Origin of the sequence: Sorangium sp. So ce295, assembly GCF_051527405.1 — a bacterium.
GTDB lineage: Bacteria > Myxococcota_A > Polyangia > Polyangiales > Polyangiaceae > Sorangium > Sorangium cellulosum_B.
Genome location: NZ_CP150324.1, coordinates 3441430 through 3453361, shown reverse-complemented (window position 1 = coordinate 3453361; position 11932 = coordinate 3441430). Strand labels below are relative to the sequence as shown.

General features: G+C 68.9%; 7 protein-coding genes and 1 pseudogene. 5 read left to right on the top strand and 3 right to left on the bottom strand.

The window, feature by feature from the left end; genetic code table 11:
* Positions 1-216 precede the first annotated feature (216 nt).
* Together WMF11_RS13335 and WMF11_RS13330 are read left to right on the top strand one after the other, a co-directional pair.
* Positions 217-1869: a 4-alpha-glucanotransferase gene (locus tag WMF11_RS13335; RefSeq protein WP_437977745.1), complete on the top strand. Its 1653-nt coding sequence runs from the start codon at positions 217-219 to the stop codon at positions 1867-1869.
* A 230-nt stretch (positions 1870-2099) separates the two neighbouring features.
* On the top strand, positions 2100-3404 hold the full coding sequence (locus tag WMF11_RS13330) for an ammonium transporter (RefSeq protein ID WP_437555378.1): 1305 nt from the start codon (positions 2100-2102) through the stop codon (positions 3402-3404).
* 102 nt (positions 3405-3506) lie between these two features.
* Here WMF11_RS13330 and WMF11_RS13325 read toward each other — a convergent pair whose 3' ends face one another.
* The 3 genes from WMF11_RS13325 to WMF11_RS13315 form a co-directional block, all read right to left on the bottom strand.
* Complete coding sequence (locus tag WMF11_RS13325) at positions 3507-4217, bottom strand: hypothetical protein (protein WP_437977744.1); 711 nt, start codon at positions 4215-4217, stop codon at positions 3507-3509.
* A gap of 2478 nt (positions 4218-6695) precedes the next feature.
* Positions 6696-6920, bottom strand: coding sequence for a hypothetical protein (locus WMF11_RS13320; RefSeq protein ID WP_437977743.1), 225 nt, complete (start codon positions 6918-6920; stop codon positions 6696-6698).
* A gap of 382 nt (positions 6921-7302) precedes the next feature.
* Positions 7303-7506, bottom strand: a complete 204-nt coding sequence (locus tag WMF11_RS13315; protein WP_437977742.1) for a hypothetical protein — start codon at positions 7504-7506, stop codon at positions 7303-7305.
* A 427-nt stretch (positions 7507-7933) separates the two neighbouring features.
* Between WMF11_RS13315 and WMF11_RS13310 the strand changes: the two genes are divergently transcribed.
* From WMF11_RS13310 to WMF11_RS13300, 3 genes and pseudogenes are all read left to right on the top strand, one after another.
* Entirely contained in the window at positions 7934-10906 is a 2973-nt protein-coding gene (locus tag WMF11_RS13310) for a diguanylate cyclase domain-containing protein (protein WP_437977741.1), read from the top strand.
* Positions 10907-11279: 373 nt separating this feature from the next.
* Positions 11280-11555, top strand: a pseudogene (locus WMF11_RS13305) (glutathione S-transferase C-terminal domain-containing protein); the annotation flags it as partial.
* A 38-nt stretch (positions 11556-11593) separates the two neighbouring features.
* Positions 11594-11869 (top strand): hypothetical protein, encoded by a 276-nt coding sequence (locus tag WMF11_RS13300; RefSeq protein WP_437979434.1) that lies wholly within the window; start codon positions 11594-11596, stop codon positions 11867-11869.
* Positions 11870-11932: the final 63 nt, after the last annotated feature.

Genomic DNA, 11932 nt, shown 5'->3' with positions numbered 1-11932 from the left:
CCCGGGATCGCCGGCCCCCCCGGCCGCACGGCGGGCCCGCCCCCGCGCCGCGCGCGACGTCGCGGCCCTCCTCGCGAGCTCGGCAGCGGCCGCGGCCTCGACGGCCTCGACGGCGGCGCGGCGGCGCTACCGCACGGTCGCAGAAGGAGCATCCAGGGCGGCGCGACCCGGGATAGACTTCGCCCCCGAACGCCTGGAGCCAAGCGAAAAACGCCCATGTCTTCCCCCTCTGTTGAAAATCAGTCCCAGAGCTCACCGTCCCCTTCCGGTCCCGGTTCCGCCGCGCGCCGCCGCATCGCCGGCGTCACGGTGCCGCTCTTCTCCCTGCGCAGCGATCGCTCGTGGGGCATCGGCGAGATCGGCGATCTCCCCGAGTTCGCCGCGTGGATGCGCGCCGCTGGCCTGCGCCTCGTCCAGCTCTTGCCGCTCGGCGAGGTGTCGGGGGGCGAGACGTCGCCGTACATGGCGCTCTCCGCGTTCGGGATCGATCCGATGTTCATCTCGCTGTCCGCCGTGCCCGAGCTCCCGGCGGAGCGCCTCGGCGAGGCGCTCGGCGACGACCTCGGGGCGCTCGATCGCGCGCGGAACAGCGCGCGCGTCGACTACGATCTCGTGCGCCGCGTGAAGGGTCGGGCGCTGCGCTTCGCCTTCGACGTGTTCGAGCGCGAGCACCACGCGAAGCAGACGCCGCGCGCGGCCGAGCTCGGCGAGTTCGTGAAGCGGCAGTCGGACTGGCTGCCCGACTACGCGCAGTTCCGCGCGTTCAAGGACGCCTTCGAGGGCAGGGCGTGGTGGGACTGGCCCGAGGCGATCCGCGAGCGCAGGCCGGAGGCGCTCGAGGCGCTGCGGCGCGAGCGCGCGCGGGACATCCTCTATTACGAGTACGTCCAGTGGCTCGCGCACGCGCAGTGGGAGGCGGCGCGCGCGGATCTCCGGGGCAAGGGCGTGGAGATCATGGGGGATCTCCCGTTCATGGTGTCGCGCGACAGCGCCGACGTGTGGGCGCACCAGGGCGAGTTCCGGCACGACATGACGGTCGGCGCGCCGCCCGACCAGTTCGACACCGAGGGGCAGCGGTGGGGGCTCCCGCCGTACTTCTGGGCCCGGATGCGCGAGAACGACTTCGCGTGGCTCAGGCGCCGCTGCCGCTACACGGGGCTGCTCTACGACCGGTTCCGCATCGATCACCTGGTCGGCTTCTACCGGACGTACATCTTCCCGGAGCAAGGGCAGACGCCCCCCGGGGGGGAGCGGCCCAGGGCGACCTTCGATCCCGCGGAGGAGGCGGAGCAGCGCGACCACGGCGATCGGGTCGTGCGGGCGATGCTGGCGGGGGCGGCGGAGACCGGGGCGCAGCTCGTGGCGGAGGATCTCGGCGCGGTGCCGGGGTGGGTCCGGGAGTCGCTCTCGGAGCTCGGGGTGCCTGGCTACAAGGTGCTGATCTGGGAGAAGAACGACGTCGTGTTCCGCGATCCGGCGGAGTATCCGGCGCTCTCGGTGGCCTGCTTCGGGACGCACGACACCGACTCCGTGGTGGTGTGGTGGGAGTCGCGGGACGACCGGGAGCGCGCAGGGGTCCTCGAGCTGCCGCAGCTCGCGCCGCGCCGGCAGGAGCTCGGCCCGCAGTTCACGAAGGAGACCCACCGCGCGCTGCTCGACCTGATCCTCGGCTCGACGAGCGAGCTCGTGCTGCTGCTCCTCCAGGACGTGCTCGCCACGCGCGACCGGATCAACGTCCCGGGGACCGTGGGGCCGCAGAACTGGTCGCTCCGGCTGCCGGCGCCGCCCGCTGCGCTCGATCGCGATCCCGAGGTGCGGGCCGCGCTCGATCGGGTGCGCGAGAGCATCGAGGCCAGCGGGCGCGGATAACGCGTCATCTCCCGCCGTTTCACGGCCCCTCGGGCCCACCGGCGATATAGCCTCACTGCAAATCCATCGACCCGCTGTAGGAGCGAGTCCCCCGGCCCGCTGACCGCGGAGGCGCCCACGCGCTGACTCGCTGCGTCGTCGCGGTATGTTTCGTGCTGTCGCGAAGTATATGCCGACGAAACATTCCGGAAAACTGCGTTCTCTTAGTGTCGCCGTCGAGGAGGCCACCAGTGAACGAAATCAACGCCTCGGACACCACCTGGCTCCTGGTCTCGTCGGCAATGGTTCTGCTGATGACGCCAGCGCTGGCCCTGTTTTACGGGGGCATGGTCCGAACGAAGAACACGCTCAGCACATTCATGCACAGCTTTTTCGCCATGGGTATCGTGACCCTGGCGTGGGTGACGCTCGGGTACTCGATGGCGTTCGCCGAATCCAAGGGCGGGTTCATTGGCGGCTTCGACTACGCGTTCCTGAACAACGTTGGCACCGAGCCGCGCGTCGGGACGACGGTGCCTCACCTCCTGTTCATGGCGTTCCAGATGATGTTCGCCATCATCACGCCGGCGCTGATCTCGGGCGCCTATGCGGAGCGCATCAAGTTCTCGTCGTATGTGGTGTTCACGCTGCTCTGGTCGCTCCTCGTCTACAGCCCGATCTGCCACTGGGTCTGGAACCCGGGCGGGTGGCTCCTCGCGCGCGGCGCGCTCGACTTCGCCGGCGGCACCGTCGTTCACCTGGCCTCGGGCGCGAGCGCGCTCGTGATGGCGATCATGCTCGGCAAGCGCAAGGGTTACCCGACGCGCAAGATCGTGCCGCACAACCTCACCATGACGCTGCTCGGCGCCGGCCTCCTGTGGTTCGGCTGGTTCGGCTTCAACGGCGGCTCCTCGCTCGCGGCGAACGGGCTCGCCTCGGTGGCGTTCGTGAACACGCACATCGCCGCGGCGATCGCGGCGCTCGCGTGGGCCCTGATCGAGGCCGTGCGCTTCGGCAAGCCCTCGCTCCTCGGCGTGGCGTCGGGGCTCGTCGCGGGCCTCGTCGCCATCACCCCGGCGGCGGGCTTCGTCGGCCCGATGGCGTCTGTCGCGATCGGGCTCGCGGCGGGCGCGGTGTGTTACGGCGCCGTGATGCTGAAGGGCAAGCTGGGTTATGACGACAGCCTGGACGCGTTCGGCATCCACGGCGTGGGCGGGCTGCTCGGCGCGCTGCTCACCGGCGTGTTCGCCTCCAAGGTGTGGAATTCGGCCGGCCAGGACGGCCTGATCAAGGGCAACTCGGCGCTGCTCACCGAGCAGGCGATCGCGGCCGCGGTCGCGGCGGCTTACGCGGCGGTGGTCACCTTCGTTCTCGTGAAGGGCATCAGCGCGGTGATGGGCTTCCGGGTCGACGAGGAGATCGAGGACGAGGGCCTCGACGTCGCCCTCCACGGCGAAGAGGCCTACTCGCTCGGCGAGGGCGGCGCTCACGCCGTCGAGAGCGAGCCCCCGGCCAGGCCGGCGCCGGCGCCTGTGCTCGCGCGCGAAGGCGCCTGATCCAGCGCAGCGGAGGCTCGTTTGCGGAGGCCGTCTGGCGGGTGCCAGGCGGCCTTCGTCGTTTTGTCCCCTTGGCCCCCTGCCCTTCCCGGCAGGGAGCGGTCACCTGCACGTGAAGGCGGGCTCGCCGGTCTCCTCGCAGCCGTTCTCGCACGTGACCTTGGCGCACCCGCAGCGGCGCAGCCCTCCGCGGTCGCCGTCGGCGCGCCGGCCGCAGTCCTCGCTCAACGTGCGGCACTCGTCCTGACAGCGCTCCTTCTGGGCGGGCGACGGCGCGCAATCGACGACCGCTGCGCTGCCGGAGGAGCCCGTGCTGCTGCACAGCTCGACGGACGCGACCTGCTCCAGCAACGGGATGATCCCCCCGATCATGCATTGAGCGTGCGGCTCGCAGACGTGGTCGCGCAGCACCGCCAGCACGCGGACGCGCTGCCCGGCCAGCGCGCGCCACTCGGGGCCGAGCCAGCGCTCGGCGTCCTCGCTCGACAGCATCCTCCCGGCGATGAGGGGCTGCGAGCCCTTCGTCAGCTCCAGCGTACCGACCCAGCGCTCGCGCGCCGGTGCGTCGCCAGATGGCGCCCCCGCTGTCGGCGGAGACGCCGGCGGCGTGCCGGCGGGCGGGGCGCTCGCGGCGCTCGCGGCGGGCGCCGGCGCAGCGGCCCGCGCCGTCGAGGCGACCCGCGGCGCCGGAGACGTCGAGGAGGGAGCGCGCTCCGCGCAGCCCATCGCCCAGGCGCAGCACGCGCCGGCCAGCGCCCGGGGAAGCCATCGCCGCAAGCCCGCCGAGGCGGGGTGGAGCCGAGGGGAACGCACCGGGTTCATGGAAGGCACACGACATTTTTACCATACGCCGGCGTGCCTGCGCGCCAGGGCGCGAGGGCGCGGCGGTCCGGCGGAGCGAGCCGCCCGCCGGCCGCTCCTTGGCGCCCGCGGCGAGCAGGATCGAGGACAGCAGCGCCTTCGCCCACGTGCTCCCGGGTAGCGGAACTGTTTCGACCCAAGTCCACACGACCGAGAAGAGGCACATGTAGATCGTCGCCTCGCCCATCAACACCGTGTCCATCGCCACATCCGGCACCACCTCGTTTCCGAGTTGCGCCGGGATCGGTCGGTAACCGGGGTAGGTGGCCTCGATCTCCCGAGCGATCTCGCGCGCCACCGGCTCCTCCTCGGGGATGCCGGAGAGGTGGATACCGACGTATGGCCCGAGCAGGGATACGTGGAAGCTGAGCGCTGTTTGTCCCTCGCCCTTCGTGGCCGCTCCAGGTAGACACCGGCGAGTCCGCCGCGTTCGCGAGCTCAGACGTCAAGGCGGAAGGAGGAGCGGAGTAAAGTACCATCAACAATAGCCAGCCTGTTTCATTTCGACTTCACCTCGAATCTCCGAGTCGCTGGCGATACGCCCGAACTCGACCAGCTGGACGGAGGTCGCGCCGCGCTCGCCGATGTCCGTCCACCTCGACCGCCCCACCCCGCCGCGGGGGCTGCGCCGCGCTCACGCTCGAGACCTCCCGCCCCGGGCGTCACAACGCGCGGAGCAGGCTCAAGGCTCAAGGCCGCGTCGACGTGCGCCTCGACCTCCGATGGTCCGCGCCGAACTCGGCCGCGACGATGTGCAACCCGCTTCGCTCAGCTCGAGCTCGGCTTCGGACCGGGGCAAGGTTAACCAGCCGTAGCGGCAGGAACGCAATCCATGCCCTGAATCACAGTTGACGCGGCCCCTCCGCACACGCATCTGGAAAACGTGGAGGATGAACATGCGCCACCGACTGAAGTTGAAGGCGATCCCTGTTCTTATTCCTCTCGGTCTCACGGTGTGGGCGTGCAACTACGACGTGGGCGAGTGCTATCTTAGAGGGACGGAAGGCACAGGGGCCGGAGGACCATACCCACCGGGGTCAGCAGCTGCGGGAGACCGGTTCGGAAATGGTGACGACGTGGGGAGCGGCGCCACTGAAGAGATGGCAGGGTGCACGCCCGACAAGACATGCACAGACATGTTCGTGGATTGCCAAGAGATCGGCGGCAAGTGCATCACGGGATATCCAGGCTGCGACAAATGGGGCCACACACCGTGCGAAAGCTGCCGCGACGCCTGCCAGAATGAAACACAATACCCGCCAGCATGCAAATGCAGATCGTGCGGATTCAGATGATGAATGTTCCGATACAGGGCGCAATACATGTTGCCGTTGGCAGGATTGCCGGAGCGGCTCTAGCCAAGGTTGCATCCCCGGTCGTGGCCGACGATGACAATCTCCTGCTGGGTCCATCAAGAGTCGATCCGAAACGTCATCGTGCTGCGCGCGTCAGATACTGGGGGGGAGAGCCGTCTACCGATCTCAATGAAGAGCTTGCGCGTTCTGATGGGCCGCCGATCTGCGTGGCGCTTCCACCGACACCAGGCGGCCTGATGAGCCTCTGTCGAATCTGTGCTTCCGTAGTCGAGCGCGGGCGTACGGTGTTCGTCGTTGATCTCAGCCCAGAGACCGCCGGAACATTTCCGCAAGGGCCCGGCCCAGGCATGGCTATATCCATCTATGTCGCGGATGCTCTGCTACGCAAGCCGCCCGTGGTCCAATGGTCGAAGCTCGAGACAACTTTCGCGGCTACGCTCTGGAAATTGTGGTGCCGCCGCTCGCCCGTTGCCTTTTCTAGGTTCTGTGCGTCTGGGAGCATGTTCCACCCGCAGTTGGCCAACCTTGGGCGTTATCATGCCGGACTCTTTCCCCGACGGGCAGGCAATGGGCTATTACCGTCGCTCTTTGACGAGCTCCTCCTGCGACAGCTATCGCAAGAGTGGCTCTCGCCAGTTAAAGTGTACGCCAACGCACTCAACGCCGGATCTGAGCTCGCTGCATGGTTTCCACACACAGGAGATCTGTACATAGCCAAACGGCTCAATGAGTGGTATCGCCATACGCGAGGCCGCATCATCGAACGTCGGAACGCGCATCACCCGAGACCTTCCGAGATGACGAGATGGTCCTTTCGATGGCGTGCGGGGAGCGAGGAGATCCTCGACGCGCTGCCGAGTGTGCAAGCGGCCCCACCTGTATCTATTGGAGGTGCTACCGCGTATGATCCTGACCACGTGTGGGTATGCCAATTTGATGCACGAGGCACACCTTACCTGAGCCGATTTGACACCGCATCGTCGGGCGACAGGCTGGAATAGGGCGTATAGGATAGCGCCTGCGACGATGCGAAGTCCTTCGCCAGTGCGTCCGTTGTTGCTGGAACGCTTCTCCCCCTGGCTGTTCGCCAACCAACCGGTGGACGAACGGCCAGTCACCGGCGCCCGATGTGTATACCTCGACCTCCGCGGACCGCTCGCACCCCGGACAGGTGGACATCGACGGCCCCGGCCCGAAGATCGCGGGCGTTCACCTCGACCCTCCCCCGGTTGCTCGAACAGGCGGACTGCGACATCGCCGCGGCCTCGTGCTCGCGGACCTCGCCGGCGACGAGCTCGGCCAAGTGGACGACGACGGCCCCGAGCTCGGCACTGAGCACTGGCGTCCAGTCACCCGCGCCCGACGTGGCCCTCGACCTCCGCGGGCCGGTCCACGCCGGCCAGAGCATCGAGGGTCCCGAGTTCGACGGGCGCCATCTCGACCCCGCGGCCGCTGGGTGGCCGACGGCGGCGCGGCCATGGGCGTCCAGGAGGACGCTGGCGAGCGCGCTACGGGTGTCGAGGGCCACGTCGGGTGCTGGCGACTGGACACCGGTGCTCAGCGCCGGCGAGCCCGGCCACGTGGCGGGCGAGCTTCTCGAGCGCGGGCTCGGCGCCGCAGCTTTGTCTACCGTGGCAGCGGCGGCGGGGTCGAGGAGGACGTCGGCGAACTCGGGGCTGTCGATGTCCACCCGGCCGAGGCGGAGCGGGCCGCGTCGATGTTCACCAGATCGAGGGCGGAGTGGCCGCGTCCACTTGGTCGAGGCGGAGCTCCGCCGTCGCTCTGGCCGAGCTCGTGTCGCGCCACCCGGCGAGGAGCCCGAGGCGAACGCGGCGGCTCACCCGCGCGGCAGGGCGGGCGCGGAGGTCGAGGCGCGCGTCGGAAAGCTCGGGGCTATGGCCCTCGATCTGATCGAGCTCGGCCACGCCGCCCCGACGGCGGAGCGGCCGGCGTCGGCGGCACGGGTGCGCCGCGGGGGCGCCCCTCGGCCAGGGGATCCTCGACAGGAAGTTACCCCCAACGCTGGCGGCCTGTGCGCAAGCAGAGCTCGATCGGGAGCGTCACCCAGGCGCCGAGGCTCTGGAGCGTGAGCTCGGAAGCGTGCGCCTCAACGTCGTAGCCACGCGCCCAGAAGGCGGTTTCGCGAGGCGCTCCGCCGATGGCGCGTGCTGAGACGCCTCAAGGGGTCGAAGTGCGGCCGCACGGGTTGAGCCCCATCGGCGCGGGCATACCCCGCTGTCAAACGCGTGAGCCTGGCGCCCGACGAACGGCGCGGCCCCTGAAAGTCACCGGGCGGCCGGGTCCCCCCCGGCGGCGCTTGCCGCTTCGACCTGTTCCCGGTGATACTTGCGCATGGCCGAAGGAGAGCAGCCTCGTCTCCGGATCTTCATCAGCTACAGCCGTAAGGACCAGCGGCTGAAGGACCAGCTCCTCGAGCACCTCAGCAGCATCGGCGGTGTTGACGCCTGGACAGACGACCGGATCCTGCCTGGTGACGAGTCGCGCAGCGAGATGAAACGCGCGCTCGATGCGGCCGACGTGGTGCTCCTGCTCGTGAGCCCGTCGTTTCTGGCCTCCGACTTCATCGCCGATGCCGAGGTGGCCAGGCTCTTTGAGCGGCGCGACGAGGGCCGGGTGCGGGTCATCCCCGTCCTCCTGAAGACCTGCCTGTGGGGCGACCACCCTTTGCTGGCGAAGCTCGGGGTGCTCCCGAAGGGTGCGTTGCCCATCGCGTTCCTGAGCGGCGATCGCCGGAACCAGGCCATGTCCGAGGTCGCCGGCGAGATCGCGCGGCTCGCGCGGTCGGCGGGCGCGAAGGATGCACCACGGGACGTCAGTCCTCCCAGGAAGTTGCTTACCCAGTATCACCTTCGGCCGTCAGAGCTGCCGTCCGACAAAGAGGCCCCGAGGGGCGCCGCTGCGTCGCCTCCGCTCGGCACGAGCAGCACGCTCGAGCTGTCGAACCCGACGCCGCCCAGGGTGGATGGGCCGACCGAGGGCTCTATCGAAACGCCGACACTCCATCCACCTGCTGCGTCCCCCGCGGGCGCACCTGCCCCGGGCCCCAGCGTCAACCCTCTTCAGAAGGCGAGAACGTTGATCTATGCCCCGGGCACCCCCGCGAGCGTTCCGCGCAGCGACAGCTGCGTCGTCGTCGTCTGGACGTCGGACGACAAGCAGCGGGGAAAGCGGTACGTCGTGCGCGGGGCAGGGATCTCGATCGGGCGAGATCCGGAGAATGACATATCCATTGATGATCCGACCATCTCCGGCCGTCACTGCTGTATTCGGGGCGAAGGAAAGGAGGTCGTGGTTCAGGATCTGGGATCGACCAACGGGACCTACGTCAACGACGTGAACGTCAGGCGGCAAGGGCTGGTCGGGGGGGAGCAGCTCTGGCTGGGCGCAACGGTCCTCAAGTACCTTACCGGGACGGACATCACGGCTCACTTCCACGAGATCGTCAGCGAGCTGGCGACGACCGACGCTGCGACCGGCGTCTATAATGCACGTCATATGCGCGACGAGATCGCCCGGCTCGTGGAGCGCGCGGTCCAGCGGAGTGAGCCCTTCACGATGGTGGCGCTGGCGGTCGACCACGCGCGGCAGATCGAGGCCAGCTATGGGGACACGGCCACGGACGCCGTCCTCGTGGAAATCGTGCGTCGTATCAAGGCGGCGCTGCCGCAGGTGGACACCGTCGGGCGCGACGGGAGCGCCTGCTTCCTGCTCGCGCTGCCGCGGACGGGACTCGCCGAGGGCAAGGAGATGGCCGAGCTCGTCCGCCAAGCGGTGGAGGCACGCGACGTCTTCTACAAGGAGTACGCGATCCGGACCACCGTCTCAATCGGCGTGGCCGAGCTCTCCGCGGGTGTGCCCGGGCCTGATCTGGTGCGGCTGGCTCGCGAGCGCAGGTACGCTGCCGAGCGGGCGGGCGGCAACCAGGTGGTCGAGGCTGCGGTGATACTGCACCGCCTCCAGGACGCGGAGTGGATGATCCGCAGGATGGTTGCAGCCGAATCGTTCGGTGCAGTCGCGGCCTTCGAAATGGAGGACGAGACCTCGCTCATCAGCCAGCTAGGGCGGCGCGTGCGCGATGAATGGTTCAAAGAGCTCGTGGATGATGTCGAATTTGCCCTGCACGAGGCCGACATGATCGCGACGTGGCAGGAACGGTACGTCCTAGCCGGCCTTGTGAACCGCCGCGCGGGGGACGCGGAATCGTTCCTCGCACGCGTTCGGGAACGCTGGACCACCCGTCCGGTGCCCGCGAAAACCCAGCACGTCGCCGTGAGAGCATTGCGGTTGGCCGCCCTGGGTCCGGAGGAGCTGCGGACGTATCGGGAGGCGTCGCTCGACGAGATTCTGGTCCGGCTCGTCCACCGGAATGACTTCAGCGCGGAGGGGGGCGACGAGGAACGCCTGCCGTTTCCCATCGCCGTCATCCCGGCGGTCGTCCGCACGCGCCCCACGGCGTTGTCGCGGGCGCGCGCTCTGAGCAGGGGCATCGAGGTGATCCTCCGGCTCGCGGTCGCGCTGGAGCTCTCCGCGCTGCTCCTGCTGAACGATCCGGCGGTCCGACAGAAGGTGGCGAGCACGCTGCGTCCCTACGTCGAGAGCAGGCTCTCGGGGAGATCGTGGGAGAACCTCGCATATAAGCTAGGGATCCTCGGCAAGGCGGCTGGGCTGGGCGAGCGTTCGGTCGCGCGGCTGCTCATCGGCACCGAGGCGGGCACAGAGCGGCGCTCTGACATCGGCAAAGCCATCCTCGAGGTCATCCTGCGTGCAGATCGCCATGCCCATGGGCTCGGCCTGCCCGAGGAGGAGCACAAGAAAGAGGACGCGAAGCTGCGGAGGGTCTTCGACGATCTGCTCGGGCTGCTCCGGCCGCTGGGCGGCTATCGGCTGGTCAGCCGCGAGAGGGTGGAGGATTTCGAGGACGATGAGAGCGGGCAATACGAGTACCTGCTCCGGGAGCTCCGCGGGAGCTCCGAACATTTCGCGGTGGAGAAAGCGAGCCTACCCGTCCGGCTCCTCCGGGATTGGTGTTACTTGCTCACGCCCGGAGGCCAGCCGATGAACCTTGCCCCGCTGTTCTGTGCTCAGGTCTGTCCGCGGTGCATGCGGGTGGAAGTTTTCGTCGCGGACGAGCTCAAGTTCGGTCCACCCGGCGCGGAGATCCAGGCACGCGGAGTGACGTCAGATCATGACGTGATCCTGAACGTGCCCAGGCACCGGCGGCTCGCGGAGCTCCACGAGCTCATCTCGACCACCGCGCCGGCTGCGAGGGAACAAGCTGCGCTCGATCGCCTGTTGGGGCGGTGATCCGCTGCGGCCGGCGGGCGCCGCGCTCACCTGACGATGCGGCGCGCGACCGGCCGGGGCCCGCTCGAAGCCCTGCGTGCCCCGGCAGCGTAGCAACCGTGCAGGCGTCGCGGTATCCGGCCGTGGAGCGAGGGTGGGCAGGATCTGGCGCGCCACGCGGGCGGTCTGCTGGTTAGGGTGCCCGCAGGCTGTGGACTGAACGCGGTCCCTTCAATGCATCGATACGTTGTTGACAGCGTCACTTTTCCAGGAGGGATGTGGATCGCATAAGGTTCTATACGTTAACCAGCGCATGCAGCGTGGCTGTACGGGGGTGGGATGGCCGCTATGAAGAGCTTGACTTTCGGATCACGTTTGGATTTTCTACCCCCACATGCTGCCGGTCCTGCCCCGGGACATCCTGATCGATCGCGCGGCGGTGGCGCCCGCGATAACCAAGGACGCGCTCGTCGAGGCGGCGCCGCAAGCGCTCGGCCAGGCGCTGCTCTCGATGGATCGCCCGGACCGCCAGCTCCGCGGCCGGCCTTTCCTGCTGGGCGACGCCTTCTCAATCGCCGACGCCGCGTGCTTTCACCCGGTCTGGTTCCTGAAGAACAGCGCCCGGCTGTTCGGGGCGGTGGCCGCGCTGCCGGCACTCGCGGCGTGGTTCGCACGTGTCGAGCGTTTCGGCCCCGCGACGTGCGACCGATGGCCGCCGCCGGGGTGCTCGCGGTCGCCCGCGAGGCCGAGCCGGCGGACGTCGCCGGCGGGGAGCTCGCGACGCGCACGGCGCTCTCGTCCGACGACGGCCTGTCGCCAGGGGACGTCGTGGCGATCACGGCCGACGCCGACGGCCGCGAGGAGACCCGCGGCACGGTCGTGCGCCTCTCGGCGGAGAAGATTGCGAGCCGGCGAGAGGACCCGACGCTCGGGGAGATCGCCATACACTTCCGGCGCGCACGATACCGCATCGTCAAGCAGTGAGCCGAGCCCTCCCGCATACGCTGTCGCTATGCCCACGAGCGCCGACCGCTCGCCGCGCGTCCA